Origin of the sequence: Microcystis sp. M015S2 (genome assembly GCF_020245945.1) — a bacterium.
GTDB lineage: Bacteria > Cyanobacteriota > Cyanobacteriia > Cyanobacteriales > Microcystaceae > Microcystis.
Genome location: NZ_JADBTX010000050.1, coordinates 1 through 14541 on the forward strand (window position 1 = coordinate 1; position 14541 = coordinate 14541).

At 38.0% G+C, this 14541-nt stretch carries 16 protein-coding genes and 1 pseudogene; 7 read left to right on the forward strand and 10 right to left on the reverse strand.

Annotated elements, in window-relative coordinates:
* Window positions 1–218: 218 nt before the first annotated feature.
* From IM473_RS10195 to thrS, 5 genes are all read right to left on the reverse strand, one after another.
* Window positions 219–917 carry a metallophosphoesterase family protein gene (locus IM473_RS10195; RefSeq protein ID WP_002797982.1) on the reverse strand — a complete coding sequence of 233 codons (699 nt, stop codon included), beginning with the start codon at window positions 915–917 and terminating at the stop codon, window positions 219–221.
* A gap of 21 nt (window positions 918–938) precedes the next feature.
* A complete protein-coding gene (locus IM473_RS10200; RefSeq protein WP_002742233.1) occupies window positions 939–1748 on the reverse strand; it encodes a metallophosphoesterase family protein in 810 nt (269 codons plus the stop codon).
* The gene (locus IM473_RS10205; protein ID WP_287657656.1) at window positions 1748–2527 is read right to left on the reverse strand and encodes a hypothetical protein; all 780 of its coding nucleotides are present in this window, start codon (window positions 2525–2527) and stop codon (window positions 1748–1750) included. Before IM473_RS10205 ends, IM473_RS10200 begins: the two co-directional genes overlap by 1 nt.
* 502 nt (window positions 2528–3029) lie before the next feature.
* On the reverse strand, window positions 3030–4055 hold the full coding sequence (locus tag IM473_RS10210) for a CobW family GTP-binding protein (protein WP_287657658.1): 1026 nt from the start codon (window positions 4053–4055) through the stop codon (window positions 3030–3032).
* A gap of 141 nt (window positions 4056–4196) precedes the next feature.
* Window positions 4197–6053 carry a threonine--tRNA ligase gene (thrS, locus tag IM473_RS10215; RefSeq protein ID WP_287657659.1) on the reverse strand — a complete coding sequence of 619 codons (1857 nt, stop codon included), beginning with the start codon at window positions 6051–6053 and terminating at the stop codon, window positions 4197–4199.
* Between the two features lie 119 nt (window positions 6054–6172).
* Between thrS and IM473_RS10220 the strand changes: the two genes are divergently transcribed.
* Complete coding sequence (locus tag IM473_RS10220) at window positions 6173–6334, forward strand: hypothetical protein (protein ID WP_287657661.1); 162 nt, start codon at window positions 6173–6175, stop codon at window positions 6332–6334.
* 84 nt (window positions 6335–6418) lie between these two features.
* On the opposite strand, the gene IM473_RS10225 is transcribed toward IM473_RS10220, so the two are convergent.
* A complete protein-coding gene (locus tag IM473_RS10225) occupies window positions 6419–7777 on the reverse strand; it encodes a helix-turn-helix domain-containing protein (RefSeq protein ID WP_287657662.1) in 1359 nt (452 codons plus the stop codon).
* Between the two features lie 180 nt (window positions 7778–7957).
* On the opposite strand from IM473_RS10225, the gene IM473_RS10230 reads away from it, so the two are divergent.
* The 5 genes from IM473_RS10230 (at window position 7958) to IM473_RS10250 (ending at window position 10934) form a co-directional block, all read left to right on the forward strand.
* Window positions 7958–8254 (forward strand): hypothetical protein, encoded by a 297-nt coding sequence (locus IM473_RS10230; RefSeq protein ID WP_287657664.1) that lies wholly within the window; start codon window positions 7958–7960, stop codon window positions 8252–8254.
* 42 nt (window positions 8255–8296) lie between these two features.
* Complete coding sequence (locus IM473_RS10235; RefSeq protein WP_287657665.1) at window positions 8297–8659, forward strand: hypothetical protein; 363 nt, start codon at window positions 8297–8299, stop codon at window positions 8657–8659.
* A 569-nt stretch (window positions 8660–9228) separates the two neighbouring features.
* A complete protein-coding gene (locus IM473_RS10240) occupies window positions 9229–9822 on the forward strand; it encodes a DUF4339 domain-containing protein (RefSeq protein ID WP_287657667.1) in 594 nt (197 codons plus the stop codon).
* Between the two features lie 588 nt (window positions 9823–10410).
* Window positions 10411–10557, forward strand: a complete 147-nt coding sequence (locus IM473_RS10245) for a papain fold toxin domain-containing protein (protein WP_353738135.1) — start codon at window positions 10411–10413, stop codon at window positions 10555–10557.
* A 2-nt stretch (window positions 10558–10559) separates the two neighbouring features.
* Window positions 10560–10934, forward strand: a complete 375-nt coding sequence (locus IM473_RS10250; protein ID WP_287657669.1) for a hypothetical protein — start codon at window positions 10560–10562, stop codon at window positions 10932–10934.
* A 75-nt stretch (window positions 10935–11009) separates the two neighbouring features.
* Here IM473_RS10250 and IM473_RS10255 read toward each other — a convergent pair whose 3' ends face one another.
* The 4 genes and pseudogenes from IM473_RS10255 to IM473_RS10270 form a co-directional block, all read right to left on the reverse strand.
* Window positions 11010–11330 (reverse strand): type II toxin-antitoxin system RelE/ParE family toxin, encoded by a 321-nt coding sequence (locus tag IM473_RS10255; protein ID WP_287657670.1) that lies wholly within the window; start codon window positions 11328–11330, stop codon window positions 11010–11012.
* A complete protein-coding gene (locus IM473_RS10260) occupies window positions 11327–11578 on the reverse strand; it encodes a type II toxin-antitoxin system ParD family antitoxin (protein WP_024969425.1) in 252 nt (83 codons plus the stop codon). Before IM473_RS10260 ends, IM473_RS10255 begins: the two co-directional genes overlap by 4 nt.
* Before the next feature lie 139 nt (window positions 11579–11717).
* A pseudogene (locus tag IM473_RS10265) lies at window positions 11718–12912 on the reverse strand (RNA-guided endonuclease InsQ/TnpB family protein).
* Between the two features lie 313 nt (window positions 12913–13225).
* Window positions 13226–13792, reverse strand: a complete 567-nt coding sequence (locus IM473_RS10270) for a hypothetical protein (RefSeq protein ID WP_287657673.1) — start codon at window positions 13790–13792, stop codon at window positions 13226–13228.
* A 58-nt stretch (window positions 13793–13850) separates the two neighbouring features.
* Here IM473_RS10270 and rnc point away from each other — a divergent pair, with 58 nt between their 5' ends.
* Entirely contained in the window at window positions 13851–14528 is a 678-nt protein-coding gene (rnc, locus tag IM473_RS10275) for a ribonuclease III (RefSeq protein WP_287657675.1), read from the forward strand.
* Window positions 14529–14541: the final 13 nt, after the last annotated feature.

Sequence of the window (14541 nt, forward strand, 5' to 3'; positions counted from 1 at the left end):
CTTTCAAGACTCGGTTAACAATTTGTAATATTCCTTGTTGACACCCTTACTGACAAAGAAAAAACTGAAATCAAGTCAGGATAAGGGTTGGAGTGCTTACTGCAAAAATTGTTAAGAAAGATCCCTATAAGGGATAGCCTTGATAAGGGGGGTGTCTGATAATTTTTAACGCCTACCTACTTAAATTAATCTTGAATATTTAATTAATCTCTGAAAGATTAATAAGGTACGGTTCTAAACTCCACGCAATTATTACTAGGATTATAGAGAGTGTAAACTGCTTTATTTAATTCTTTACCAACGCTACCAACCCCAACTAAACGCTTATCTTGAATCGTCAAAGTTTGACTTGGTTGCCGTTTATCTAAAGTAGTAACAGTGCTGGTTAAATTAGCGGACTGTAAAGAATAATCAAAAACTTTTCCCGCACGACCACAAAATAGATTATTAACTCCCACCCGTTGCAGTCGATCTAAAATTTGCCATGGGGGAGTATCGGGGGTTAATTCTTCACTAACACTGACACTACTGCCATGAATTAATAAACAATCCAACTCGACAAAACCAAAATCGAGATTTCGTAACCATTGCACCGTTTCTAAAGAAACTGCATCCCAGAGTTGTTTAGTGCTATCAATTCCATGTTTATCGATTAATTCCGTCGGTTCTCCTGTGGCTCCTAAACTGTGTAAAATTAAACATTGTTCTTCCCACCATCCCCGACAAACCTGCGGATATAAGTTATTTTTAGTGGGATAACGTATTTGTTCTACTAGCATTTCACTATCGGGATTAACACCGATAAAATCTCCTAAAATATATAAATTTTCTACAGTAACTGACCGTTGCTGAATATCTTCCAAGACCGCTTGATAGGCTGGTAAATTGCCTTGAATACCGCTTAAAATTGCCCACATAATTTCTTGATTTATCACAAATTAACGTTCGCAAACATGAGTCGGATCATCGGCTTTTTCCGCATATTCTAGACCCTTAGCCAATCGCCAAGCGAAAATAGGAGGTAAACCCGATGCTAAAATAGCCTGACAGGTTTCCTGATAGTTATAGGCCACTTCTCGCAGTTGTACCGCTGCCGTTTCTCGATCGTAAATCACATAGGTGGCATTTGGACGACCGTGACGCGGTTCTCCCACCGATCCCACGTTGATGATACGTTTAACCGGTGTGGTAAATTGCCGCGACTGTTCCCCATCGGGTTGATAAACTTTTATTTGCAAGCTTCCCGCGTCGAGAGTGCGAATGTAGGGGATGTGGGTATGTCCACAGAATAAAACCTCTGTATCTACCGATAAAACCCGTTCTAAAGCCGTAAAAGCGTCCATTTCGGCTAAAAGATACTCATGGTTACTTTGGGGACTACCATGGACAAAACAGAGGTGATCTAGCTTAAAAATTTCGGGCAGTTTTGACAAATAATTACGGTTTTCTGGGGTGATTATTTGATTTGTCCACTCATGAGCTAATCTACCCCGTTTTTCTGCTAAAAGCGACGGATAACTGCACTCACAGGCATTTAATCCCTCAACGATATCCTCATCCCAACACCCTTGTACTGTAGTAATCCCCAGTTGACGGATTTTTTCCACCACTTGGTTAGGATGGGGTCCATACCCAACTAAATCCCCTAAACAGTAGATTTCTTGACAACCCTGTTGGTCTAAATCTTGCAAAACAGCATTAAAAGCGGGCATATTGCCATGAATACAGGATAAAACGGCTATTTTCATCAGATTAACTCCATTTCTGGCTCTAAAGATTCTTGAAATTGTTGTTGATAATAAAAAAGTGCCTCATCGGACAGACAACAATCACTAAGGGTATCGGCAATTATCGGTTTATCGAGATTGCGACCGACGATTTCAATCCCACTAAAGCGATTCGGTCTCCCATCGAGATTTAAGGGGACATTTAAGCTTTGAAAGTCTTTTTCTGGCCATTCATCCATAAATTCCCCATAAATACACTGACCATCGATGATATCGAAGATACTTTTAACCCGCAGCACTTCCCCATAGGCACCTTGGGTTAATTCTGTCCAAAAGGTGGTTAAACTGGAAAAATCGAGGACTTCTCCCGTTAAAACGGCTCTATAAATCTGTATTTCTCGTTTTTTTAACCATTGATCGCCTTTTATTGTTGTTTTGACGGGACTGAAGACAATTTCATCGACGGGCACTTGTCCTTCGGGGATTTCTTCTTCTGGAGACGTAATCGCTACCCGATGACAATTGAGGGGTTTTAGAAAGCTTTCGAGGGATTGCGTGTCTAAATGCCATGGTACTTCCATGTAGATCGTGTTTTCCATGGATAAACTGCTCAAAAGGTCTTCTTCTTCCCTAGAAATAGAGGACAACTGGGGAAAGTCACTCTGTAAAGTGAGGTGATCAATGGGAAAAGTTTCCGTCTGGGGACTAAAATATAGACCTGGCTGCTTGCTTTGGGCGATTTGTTGGCGAATCCAATGGGTTTTTCCCGCAGCTATACCCCCCGTCACCACGATAATCATTTTGCTCCTTCTTTATTGTGGTAATGATAATCATTCTAGCATAAGTTAGATTGGGGCAAGTAATCTTCCTTAACCAATCCTCTCGACTTAGTAAGGTTATTTTGGGAAAAATTGGCGGTTTCTTGGGATATTAATCATGGTTATGGCTCTTTTCTCTAGGATACCATTGGCTTTGTCCATCGGGTAAATCAACTAAGGTAATTCCCCTCGTTTTTAATTGTGATCGCCGCTTCCGTAAAGTGCAAGGGTTTGCGATAATGAACTTGGAGAACAAAGAGACGTAAAACCATGGGATCGAGGGTTCGTTAAATTTTAAAGTTTTTATCCATAAATCATTAGAGTTCTTGCATAATTAATTTTTGAGAGTTCAAAAACGGCAAAAAATGGCATAAAATGTGTAAATAGACCATTTAATTGATTATTATTCATTCTTAATTCTCCTGACTACTGACTACTGACTCCTAACCCTAAAAACGATTTTTGATTTCTGCAAGAGGTCTATTCATAGTTTGTACTTTTGAATTTTTTGAGAACTAGCCAAGCATTCGTTTAGTTGTGTCAAGATTTCCTCTTTATTTAAATTTCTGCCGATAAAAACTAACTGATTCTGAGGAGATGTATCCCATTCTACCGCTTGCAGATCGTAACGAAGACCGCTCAATTGAAAAATATGTTTTAAATCGCTTTGTTGAAACCAGAGAATCCCTTTAGCTCGAAAAACATTTACTGGAATTTTTTCCGTGAGAAAAGGCTCAAATTTATCTAGATTAAATGGTTTATCGCTAACAAAGGAGACAAAATTAAAGTCTTCAGGAGATTGGTTATCACTGGAGCTTTGGCGATTTTTTTGAAAGTCTCTAAACTGGTCTTTATACAATTCTTCTTTAGTTAAACCCAGATCCAACAATAAACCCAAAGGAACCTTACCATAACTACTTTTTAGTAGTCTTATACCCTGTTTTTCTCGACGAATAAACTTTTCTAGATTATCTAATTTTTTGCCACTGACTCGATCTATTTTATTGAGAATTACCACGTCACCATAACGAATTTGACTAAGGGCAATATTACTATCAAAATGATCCGCAGTAAAGGTTTCAGAATCAACGAGGGTAATAATAGAATCTAAGCGAGTCAGATATTTTAATTCCGTGGCTAGGAAAGTGAGTATAATTGGCAAAGGATCGGCTAATCCTGTGGTTTCAATAATTAGATAGTCCACGGGTATTTCTTTTTCTAAGACCTGATAGACTGTCTCAATTAAACTATCATTAATCGTACAACAAATACAGCCATTACTTAATTCTACCATATCTTCATCGATGGAAACAAGCAATTGAGAATCAATATTAATATCCCCAAACTCATTGACTAATACGGCCACTTTTAACCCTTCTTTATTGTCGAGAATATGATTTAGCAGGGTGGTTTTTCCACTACCCAAAAAACCAGTAATAATCGTGATAGGCATTCCCGATTTAGGCAAGCAAGGGAGGGAATCGGAGAGAGGAATTATCAAAGAACTCATGGCAGCTAACCCACTTTTAAGTTAATTAATTGGCAGAAAATAGGCTTTTCTCAACCCTGTTAAATTCGCCGTGAAGGTATCGATCTCCACTAATTGATCATTAAAAATAAATACAGAGATTTGCTGGTTTACACAAAAGTTTCAGAGATTAGTTTTAGATAGGATCGCTGTTTGCATTTTTTCTAATAAATCTGCCAGCTTCATCGAACCTAAATCACCCCCTTGTCGAGTACGAATGCTTAGAGTTTCACTGCTAACTTCTCGTTTTCCAATCACAGCTAAGACAGGGATTTTTTCTAGTTCTCCTGTACGAATTTGTTTACCTAAACGCTCACCACTTTTATCGATTTCCACTCGATAACCAGCTTGTTTTAACCGCATTGCTACCTCTAAAGCATAATCCTGTTGTTCATCACTAACGGGTAATAAACGGACTTGAATAGGTGCTAACCAGAGAGGAAAATCCCCCGCATAATTCTCGATTAAAATACCAAAAAATCTTTCCAAAGAGCCAAAAATAGCTCGATGAATCATAATCGGTCTTTCGCGACTACCATCCCTAGCTACATATTGCATATCAAAGCGTTCTGGCAAGTTAAAATCGACCTGAATCGTGGAACATTGCCACATTCTACCGATCGCATCTTGAATTTTTATATCAATTTTGGGACCATAAAAAGCCCCACCTCCCTGATCCTCAATATAATCCCACTTTTTAGCATTTAAGGCCTCAATTAGAGCCGCCGTTGCCAATTCCCAAACACTATCACTACCCACGGATTTACTGGGACGAGTCGATAAATTTATCTGATAATTAGTAAAGCCAAAATCGGAGAGAATTTTCTCGGTTAAGTTCAAAACTCCTAGAATCTCTGCGGCAATTTGTTCGGGTAAACAGAAAATATGAGCATCATCTTGGGTAAAACCTCTTACCCGCATTAATCCATGTAAAACCCCCGATCGCTCGTAACGATAAACTGTTCCTAATTCCGCCCATCTTAGGGGAAATTCTCGATAGGAATGCAGGTCATTTTGATAGGTTAAAACATGAAAAGGACAATTCATCGGCTTAATTTGATAGCTTTGCTGTTCTAACTCGATCGCCTCAAACATATTGTCGCGATAAAAGTCCCAATGTCCAGAAGTTTTCCACAGATCTAAATTAGCCACATGGGGAGTATAAAGAAATTGATAACCCGCTTCTAAATGAGCTTGGCGCCAATAATCTTCGATTAAATAACGCATTGTTGCACCCCGGGGATGCCAAAAAACTAAGCCGCCACCGGCATCTTCTTGGATGCTAAATAATTTTAATTGTTGTCCCAATTTGCGATGATCTCGTCGCTGCGCTTCTTCTTTTTGTTGGAGATAATTTTGTAATTCTGCGGGGGTTTGCCAAGCTGTGCCGTAAATTCGCTGTAATTGCGGCTGTTTTTCATCTCCTTGCCAATAAGCACCCGCTACACTCTCCAAGACGAAAGCATCTGGGTTAATTTCCCCCGTCGAGTTGAGATGGGGTCCCGCGCACAGATCCCACCAAAATTCTTCTGGGGGAGAAACAACCCCATCAATTAACGAGGGTTCTCGATCGCTCCGTCCTGCGTCCGGACTACCGATAAAATAACGGGTAATGGTTTCTTCTGGGGGAATTCTCTCTAAAATTAACTTTTTGTAGGGTTGATTAAGGCGTTCAATTTCTGCCGTAATTTCGCTTCTTTCCACCACTTCTCGGATAATTGGCAGGTTTTTCCCGATAATTCGCCCCATTTCTGCCGCTATTTTCTCCAAATCTTCGGGGGTAAAGGGTGTTAGGCGATCGAAATCGTAGTAGAATCCCGTTTCTGTCCAGGGACCAATAGCGACTTTGGTTTCAGGAAAGAGAGTTTGTACGGCCATTGCTAAGATATGGGCGCAAGTATGGCGTATTTTTACGATTTTTTGCGAATCTTCTTCGATAACGGGGCTTTCTGTCAGAGGATGCCTAATTTGATTGACCATTGCTAGTTAAAATGATAATGATTATCATCTTAGCAGAGGAGGGCTGATGTCTGAGAGAAAAATGCACTCAAATCCTCTAGCGGCAAGCTCAACGCTGAGGTGTTTATCCCAGTCGTTCTATGGTAGAAAGCGATTTAAGCGCAGAACAATCCTTAGTGGCAGCTTTGCGACGACAGGCTGCCCAAGATGATTTTCTGACACGGCAATGGTATTACACTAGGCTACGGGATGCTTATCAGCAGTTACGAATTGCCTATGAACAAGCATCTAATCCTGATTAAGAGGGATATGCGAGTATTTTAACCAATTTAGACATCGGGTTAGTGCAAAGTTCATGAGGTAAAAAATTGATAACCGCCGCTTATTTAGATACCTGTATCTTTGATATATTTTTTAAACACAGGAGATAGATTAAACAAGATTTCTGATTCTTTAATCTCAGTCAATAAATATCTTTTTTGTAAAGATTGTAACCCTTTAATAAAGTCATCTCCCGATAAATCTAAACTTGATTTTAATTCATTTCTTGAACAATCTTTTTCTAGGTTACTTAAGGCTTGAATAATTTGTTTTTCAATTGGTGATAATCTCTTAATTATTGCAGTTAAAATTCCCTTTATTTTTGCTGTAATAAGAATATTTTCCTCTTGTAAAAATTCACTCACACAACCATGATAAACATCTTTAATTAAAACAGCAATATCTTTTAAATAGGATAAATTTCTTTCGTACATTTGAACTAGCTTTAAGCAACTTTCCTCATCTTCTAAACCTAAATTATTGAGGATTGCCCGATTATTTAAACCTTGTAATTCAAGTAAATCTAATTTTTCATCTGAATAATACATTTCTGAACATCGCTCTTGACTAATTAAAATTAAACTACTTTGATGTTCAATTTCGTTAGAAATTATTGAGAATAATTTTTGATAATCTCTATATTTAATTTGATATTGCCCTGCTAATTCACCCTCTCTAAATAACTCCTGTACGTTGTCAAAAATAATCAAACACTTTTTCTGTTGTAATAATTTTAAAAATAAAGTCAATTCATCGTGATTATTTAAGATAAAATCTCTATTAATTTTGGTAAAAATGTCAGTAATAATTGTGTCTAAACAATTGGCTATTTTTAGATTTTGCCAAATAATTACTTCAAATTTTTCTAAATTTAATTCCACAAAATGTCTAACTAAGGTAGTTTTCCCAATTCCACTTAATCCTAATACAGAAATTAAAGGCTTGTTTTCGGTTAATATTTTCTGTGCTAAGATTTCTAATTCTGAAAAGCGATCGCAGAAATTACGGTTTATCTTTGGAGCTAAACTTAAATCATGATAGAATGTTTCTGACGAAAATTTCTCTTTATTTTCAATCGGCTTAATGGTGTCAGGTTGAGGAGACGTTACACAATAATTAATATTTTTGTGTAACGTAAAAAAAAGTTGAGAATTAACTGCTTTTTCGATAGTCCAACGGAAATTAGATTTATTAAGCTCTTTTTCTTCTAATCCTAATTGCTTAGATAAAACCTTAAATATTTTGTTTCTACTCACATCGCCAATATGTTTCTCATCATAACCATAACTATCCGCAATTTCTTTATAGGTTTTGCCGTTTAATAACTCTTCAATAATGTGTCGCTGAATATCACTAAGACTTTGCCCATCTTCCTCTATCAATAAATCTTCGATAAAGCGCAACAAGTGTAAACTATCCTTCATGGTGTGAAAGTGAATAAATTGTTACCTATATTATAAGTCAGTTATCGTAAAACAAGATCAAGTCATTTCTGGTATTGTCTTAACATTTCTTTACAAAACATCAGGTGAAATCTGGTGGTGGTTGAAAAAAATCTTTGCGATGATGGCAGTTAACAATCTAAAAATCGAAAATACTAAATTATGAACTTTCAACCTAATTATCATGGACAGAACAAAGAAGTCCAAGATGTTTTAAATGAAACTAACGATCTCATAAGCGAGGCAAACACACTACTTAATTATCAACCAATTCCAACACAGACATCTTCAACTGATAGTGACAACCTTGTTAGCTCAGATTATACATTACAAAGAGAGATTAACAGGTTAAATCATAACATTGAAATAGAAAAAATAGAAGAATTAGCAGAGTTGGGTAGTCCTTATACTTACTATGAAAGTTCTTTTGATGACTATGATGATTACGGTGACTGCTAATAAAAAATAAAGCACAATTAATTAAGGAGGTTACAACTAATTATGAAAAATATCTTCAATTTGTCAAAAATTATTCCTTTTATCTGCATATCCCCATACATCATTACATCAATTATTGTTTCAATTCCACCAGCAAATTCTCAAAGTGCCGCTATAGGTCGCCAAGTATCAAAATCCTTAGCTCGCATCTGGGCAGAAAACTTCGCCGCTGGTGCTGGAAGACAGACGGGAATTATTGTTGTAGCAGCAACAGGGGCAGTACTATCAGGACAACAAGCCCAAAGATTTGTCAACTCAGGACAAACATATGTAAGGTACGGTACAGTCTACTATTATGGACGACCATACAGAGTTTGTCAACACTTTCAAGGAAATACTCCAGTATCTTATGTTTATTACTGTTAGCTTGTCGGTTGGGTTGCATACCGTAATCCAAATTCAACTTGATGATTATTCTCTATCTTGATTCGTTGGGTTTCATGTATTCAAACCAACCTACATTTTACGGCTCTCCTAGACTAAACAAACATATAAATTGATTCGAGGAAAAATGAAAAAGTTTTTATTAACAACGTCCGTAATTTTATCGGGAATATTTCCTGTATTTAATTCTAACACTCCTGTGTTAGCACAACCAGTAGATCCAGTATATATTAGTCCAACCACTGGTGGTGACTCAAAGTGTAACTATTATTTAGTGCGTGATAAATATGGAAATATTTGGGAGTGTAGAAGATGTAGCTATGGTGGGCCTTATTGCTTCAAGAAAGAGTAGTTTAAAAAATTAACAAATTTTGTTAGCAACTATGATTAAAAATGTCATCATTTTGATTCTATTGGCTTTGGGAGGTGTGTTTTACCATCTCATACGAAAAAATGCTGAAATAGCTAGTCCATTCTACTACTATAACAGTTCATGATTTTAAGGGATTGCTACTAACTAGGATAATTTGAAATAAATTTGGATAAAAAATATGACATGGTATTATTGCGTTGATGGCAAAAATATAATTGGTCCTATCCCTAAAGAGCAATTGATTGATCTTATAAACAGAGGTTTGCTAAATAGCCAAACTATTGTTTGGCAAGAAGGGATGCCTCAATGGCTATCTGCATCTACGGTTAACGAACTATTTCCAAAGGATTCTATTCCAGCTTTACCCAATAATTTTCCTCAAATTCCGCCTTTACCCAATAATAACAATCCGATTATTCCCAATATGCCGCATTTGCCTAACTATGATTATTCCCCATATAATAATCCATCTGGAACTAGAGCATCTGTACCCAAGGAAATTAAAGGTTGGAATTGGGGAGCTTTTTTGATATGTTTTTTTTGGTCTATTGGTAATAACGTTTGGATAGGATTACTATCTGCTACTCCTTTTGTAGGTTTATTTGTTGCAATTTATATGGGAATTAACGGTAATGAATTGGCATGGAAAAATAAAAGATGGGAAAGTGTTGAACATTTTAAATCAACTCAGAAAAATTGGACAATTGCTGGTGTTATCTTTACTATTATTTCATTTTTCTTAGGAATACTTATTGCTGCTGCTGGAGGCTAATAGGAGCGATCGCTTTTTGAATTAAGGAAAAATAATTACAGCAAAAACATATTAGTTATTCAAGCAAGTATATGCAATTAAAATTCTTAAAATACTTTTTTTGGGGACTAACTTTTCCTCTCGTTAGTCTTTTTTTCCTATTGATTAGGTCTCAAGCTGCTTATTCATTTAGTGGAGGACAAGTTAAGACATTTATAGAGGAGGTGTTAAAATTGTTCGGACCACAACTTCTTCAAGGCTTTTTCGAGCAAAATCCGATTATTCTGTTTATTTTGTTGGTATTATTTGTAATCCCTTTAATTGTATATTCTCTTATCCTCTTTTTTAAAAAATAGATATGGCGATCATTTTTTCATTAGGTGCGATCGCCCTTAACTTAGATTAAAGTTTGTTAGACATCTCCAAGAGCGATAACCTAGTTACAGCCCATCTTTTTATCTTGTACTAATTAAATAGTTCGACCCTAAAGTGTATGTCTTTCGTTGCTAATTCAATTTCATGGAAAAACTATGAGGCAATTAAAATGATTTTTATTTAGACGAATATCTTCACAATAAAAGCTTACAGGCTTTAAATTATATTAGGTCGATGTCTAATGGAAAACACTATGGGGTAGAAGTGAGGGGAAGAATATTTGATAATCTTTCTCCTAAAGGGATGACACGAGATGATTGGCTGAAAGATTTTCATTGTCAAAGTGAGGAATTTATGATTACTGAAAGGAGAGAATGGTAAACATGGAAGTTAAAGTCGGATTGTTTGATATTTTAGCCAAGATTAAAGCTAGACCCGGACTGTATATTGGTCGTCCTTCCCTGTCGGATTTGTTTATGTTTTTAGCAGGCTATAAAACTGCTAGGCGGGAGTTAGGAATTGAACCGACGGTAGAAGAGATGAGATTTTATCAAGAGTTTCATCAGTTTGTTGAAAAGAAATACAATCTTCATACATCTAATGCTTGGGCTAAAATTATCCTGCTCTATTGTCCAGATGAAAAGCAAGGATTTGAGCGTTTTTTTCAGTTACTAGGGGAGTTTCAACAACTGGGCAGTCAGGAAATTCCTGCCGATGGGATTGAGAATAAAGAGGTTATTATGAGTCGTGTTAGCTAGTGCGGCGATTCTTGGGTTTAGGCTCCTCTGTCTCCGCTTCTGGACGATCAGCTTTTTCCTCTTGCCGATGAGTTTCTAATTCGGCTGGATATTATCTTCGTCGAGATCGGCAAAAATATCTTCAATATCACGGGCACTATGAAGAACCCTGATAACTTCAATGCCTTCTTCGATGGGGCGGTAAAAAATGACATAAGAGCCTACAGGAAAACTTCTTAAGTTGAGCATCAATTCATCACGATTTCTGCCCATATAAGGCGTGTTAGCGAGGTTTTTGATTTTCTCGTCTAACTTGCGTAAAAACGCATCCGCACGCTGTCTATTATCATTGGCAATGTAAAACCAAATTCCTTTAAGGTCTAATTTGGCTTGAGGGCTTCTGAGAATGAGGCTCATAAAGTATCCCCGGCCTCAGCACGACATTCTCCTATAATTTCTTCCATATCAAGGGGGGTCACCTCACCACTTTCTACACCTTGGCGAATATCGTCACGGAGACGTTCTAACTTGACTTGCCGTAGGAGATCTCGTTCTTCGAGTAAGCGCAACCCTTCCCGAATGACCTCACTGACAGAGTGATACCGTCCGCTTTTAACTTTATTTTGAACCCATTGTTCCAGTTCAGGGGTAAGAGAGACATTCATCGTGGTTACTTTCTTATTATAATTGCCTTACTTTTTTAATATAACGTCAGTTCGGCTTAAGGGGATTTCGTCAGGACTCGGACGAGAGATTGACACTCCCATCGCTAAAAGCGAGGGATTCTTGGTTCATAGAGTTTCCTTAATCTGGCAGGACGTATCCAACCAAACCAGAGGGAATCTCTCCCCAAGCGTGAGTTCCGGTATGCCCTACCGTACTTAGTCCCTTTTGCAAAATGTTAATAGCGGCGTTAATATCTCTATCTTCTACATAGCCACAATGGGGACAAACATGGGTTCTAGTAGATAGAGATTTAGCTACTTTTTGACCACAATTAGAACAATTTTGACTCGTGTTATGGGGGGCTACTGCTACCGTAGCCTTACCATATTTAAACCCAAAATATTCTAACCATTGTCGAAAAGTTGACCAAGCAACATCATTGATAGATTTAGCTAGTCTAGAGTTTTTTACCATGCCTTGAATATTTAAGTTTTCGTAAGCGATGAAATCGTTAGATTTAATGACGCGCAATGCCTCTTTTTCGACAAAGCCTTTACGTTGCCTACTTACTCTTAAATGCTTTTTAGCATATCTCTTTCTAGCTTTTTGGTAGTTGTTTGATTGGGGTTGACCTTTTCTAAACTTTTTAGATTTCTTCCGATTTAGACGATTTAATCTTTTTTCTGCCTTACGATAGTATTGCGGTATCTCTACCGTTTCCCCATCACTGTTAGCGTAGAAAACTTTTAAACCTACATCCAATCCCACACATCTTTTTGTTGGTTCTAGGGGTTTAGCATATTCCCAAATATCAACGCTAAGACAGAATTGGACATAATAACCATCCGCTCGTTTAACAATCCTAACTCGTTTAATTTGGTCTAGAGGGTAAAAGTTTAGGTCTCTGGTTCCTTTCAGTTTAACCGTGCCAATGTTTTTTTTATCTGTGAAAGTTATTTTCTTTCTATCCTCCGATAGTTTCCAACCACAGTTTTTATATTCCACAGAACGATTATTTCTCTGAAACTTAGGATAACCTTTTTTACCTTTTATTTTTTTCTTACAATTGTCATAGAAACGAGCAATAGACGACCAAGCTCGTTCGGCCGATGCTTGTCTAGCAGTAGAATTTAGAGTATCGACAAACTTGAACTGAATGGCCGCGAACTGCACAATATTTATTGAGAGAATATTTATCGATTTTGTCTTCTCTCTTGGCGTCCATCCAAAGTCGTAAAGCCTTATTACGGATGAATTGTACTGTACGAATAGCTTCATCAATGGCAGAACACTGACTTGGTTTGACCACGGCTTTCATTTCTAAGACAATCATTGTTTATCGACCTCAAACAACTTATTTTATCTTAACCTGTAGAGCATCGGATTGTCAAGATTTTGTAAACACCGAAGCTCTTACATTGAGCCTTTACATTGAGCCTGTCGAAATGTGTCGAAATGTCGTGCTTCGTGTCACTGAGCTTGTCGAAGTGCTGTTTTATACTGGTCGGGGTTTCATCCCGTCGCGCTCAAGCGAGGGTCTTCACCCCGACATTCAAGATAAAATACCCGCCGGTGCAACTCGCCTCCCTGTCGGTTGTGGTAAGCTGTACTGAATTTAAACTGCGTCAGAGTCTCTGAGCGCCCATTTATAGGGATTGCCGTCTCTGGAGGTTCCTTTCTCTCCCCTCCCCAGTTCTGAAAAGATACTTAATAGAGCCGTAGATTAATAACATTGTCGTTAAAGTTATGGCCATAATTAGGGGGAGGATTTTGGCTAACCAGAAAGCCACGAAGATTATGCCGATTCCGTCAGCGAGTAAGATGGGTAAACGTGGCCCTATGCCATGGTCAATAATTTTTTCTGTGGTTGGCTGCAGTTGAATTTTGGCTAAACATTGAAACCAAATTTGACTGACTAAAACTATTAAAGCTCCCCATCCTATCCAGAGGGCAGCCACATAAAAGCCCGACAATTCTAAAACAATTGTACTAATTGTAACCATAAAAAAGCGATCAAGGCGAGTATCGCTGGTTTTTTGCTGAAATTGGGCAATTTCTGCCAAGTCCACCGCTGCCATGCGTGCCTGTTCTATACACATCACCAGGGTACCTAGGGCAAGAATAGCAGCGGATAGGTTTTCCGGTGAGAATATTTGGGAGATTATGCCTAAACTAGCTGGAAAAAACAGTAAAAAAAAGATCGTTCGTCTCATCTATTCGGGGTGGGGTCAGATTAAGATAAGAAATGCTCTTGACTTGATCATTTCTGTAATGTCTTGTTTGCCTCCTTTTCAAAATGCTCTCCTTCTCACCCAAGCTTTAACCCATCGTTCCTATGTTAATGAACAGTCCCAATTGACGGAAAATAACGAGCGCCTAGAATTTTTGGGCGATGCGATTTTGGCTTTTTTGGTGGGCGAACTTTTGTATCAAAAATATCCCGCCATGAACGAGGCAGAATTAACCCGTTTGCGGTCAAATTTGGTCAAAGAAGAACAATTAGCGCAATTAGGCATCGAAATCGGACTGGGGGAGTTAATGCGTTTGGGTAAGGGGGCAATTAAAGATCGGGGGCGATCGAATCCTACCCTATTAGCGGACACTTTTGAAGCGATAATTGGGGCTTATTATCTAGATTCGGGGTTAAATGCGGTTAAAAACTATCTGCACGGGCTTTTTATCCCTGTAGCCTCTCATTTAGTCTCTCAACAATCGGAATCGCCATCTTTTATCGATGTCAAAAATCTCTTTCAACAGTGGGCGCTGGCCAATTTCGCCTCTAATCCAGAATATGCGATCATCGATGTGACAGGACCCCCCCACGCTAGGGAATTTACTGCCGAAGTGCGGGTTAATAACCTTCTCTATGGTACAGGTAAAGGCAAACGGAAACAGGATGCCACCAAAGCGGCTGCGGAAGATGCCTTAAAGCGCTGTCAATGGCAATAATAAATAAGGCCAA

Excerpts from the sequence above, each read along its gene's own strand:
- rnc (WP_287657675.1), top strand. The coding sequence starts at position 13,851 with ATGTCTTGTTTGCCTCCTTTTCAAAATGCTCTCCTTCTCACCCAAGCT.
- thrS (WP_287657659.1), bottom strand. The coding sequence starts at position 6,053 with ATGGTCAATCAAATTAGGCATCCTCTGACAGAAAGCCCCGTTATCGAA.
- IM473_RS10260 (WP_024969425.1), bottom strand. The coding sequence starts at position 11,578 with ATGAATGTCTCTCTTACCCCTGAACTGGAACAATGGGTTCAAAATAAA.
- IM473_RS10210 (WP_287657658.1), bottom strand. The coding sequence starts at position 4,055 with ATGAGTTCTTTGATAATTCCTCTCTCCGATTCCCTCCCTTGCTTGCCT.
- IM473_RS10270 (WP_287657673.1), bottom strand. The coding sequence starts at position 13,792 with ATGAGACGAACGATCTTTTTTTTACTGTTTTTTCCAGCTAGTTTAGGC.
- IM473_RS10195 (WP_002797982.1), bottom strand. The coding sequence starts at position 917 with ATGTGGGCAATTTTAAGCGGTATTCAAGGCAATTTACCAGCCTATCAA.
- IM473_RS10230 (WP_287657664.1), top strand. The coding sequence starts at position 7,958 with ATGAACTTTCAACCTAATTATCATGGACAGAACAAAGAAGTCCAAGAT.
- IM473_RS10245 (WP_353738135.1), top strand. The coding sequence starts at position 10,411 with ATGTCTAATGGAAAACACTATGGGGTAGAAGTGAGGGGAAGAATATTT.
- IM473_RS10225 (WP_287657662.1), bottom strand. The coding sequence starts at position 7,777 with ATGAAGGATAGTTTACACTTGTTGCGCTTTATCGAAGATTTATTGATA.
- IM473_RS10255 (WP_287657670.1), bottom strand. The coding sequence starts at position 11,330 with ATGAGCCTCATTCTCAGAAGCCCTCAAGCCAAATTAGACCTTAAAGGA.
- IM473_RS10205 (WP_287657656.1), bottom strand. The coding sequence starts at position 2,527 with ATGATTATCGTGGTGACGGGGGGTATAGCTGCGGGAAAAACCCATTGG.
- IM473_RS10200 (WP_002742233.1), bottom strand. The coding sequence starts at position 1,748 with ATGAAAATAGCCGTTTTATCCTGTATTCATGGCAATATGCCCGCTTTT.
- IM473_RS10220 (WP_287657661.1), top strand. The coding sequence starts at position 6,173 with ATGGTAGAAAGCGATTTAAGCGCAGAACAATCCTTAGTGGCAGCTTTG.
- IM473_RS10250 (WP_287657669.1), top strand. The coding sequence starts at position 10,560 with ATGGAAGTTAAAGTCGGATTGTTTGATATTTTAGCCAAGATTAAAGCT.
- IM473_RS10240 (WP_287657667.1), top strand. The coding sequence starts at position 9,229 with ATGACATGGTATTATTGCGTTGATGGCAAAAATATAATTGGTCCTATC.
- IM473_RS10235 (WP_287657665.1), top strand. The coding sequence starts at position 8,297 with ATGAAAAATATCTTCAATTTGTCAAAAATTATTCCTTTTATCTGCATA.